This window comes from Anaerotignum faecicola, from assembly GCA_024460105.1.
GTDB lineage: Bacteria > Bacillota > Clostridia > Lachnospirales > Anaerotignaceae > JANFXS01.
In genome coordinates this window covers 1-407 of sequence record JANFXS010000466.1, presented here as the reverse complement: position 1 = coordinate 407, position 407 = coordinate 1, and the positions used below count along the sequence as shown (strand labels likewise).

At 52.6% G+C, this 407-nt stretch carries 1 protein-coding gene; it reads left to right on the top strand.

Annotated elements, in window-relative coordinates; all coding sequences use genetic code 11:
• Positions 1-407: carbamoyl-phosphate synthase large subunit (locus NE664_14900; GenBank protein ID MCQ4727924.1), on the top strand; the 407-nt coding region annotated here is incomplete at both ends.

Below are 407 nucleotides of genomic sequence, written 5' to 3'. Positions count from 1 at the left end.
GTCATCGCCAGACTGACAGGAAGCTCCGAACAGGAGATTCATCAGATGCGTAAGGATAACAACATTGTGGCCGCGTTTAAGATGGTGGATACGTGCGCGGCTGAATTTGCGGCGGAGACGCCTTACTACTATTCCTGCTTTGGCAGCGAGAATGAAGCCGCATATACCAGCGGGCGGAAGAAGGTGCTTGTCCTCGGTTCCGGCCCGATCCGTATCGGCCAGGGGATCGAGTTTGACTTCTGTTCAGTTCACAGCACCTGGGCGTTCAGCAAAGAGGGTTATGAGACGATTATTGTAAATAATAATCCGGAGACGGTAAGTACCGACTTCGATATTGCGGATAAGCTGTATTTCGAGCCGCTGACACCGGAGGATGTGGAGAGCATCGTGGACATCGAGAAGCCGGA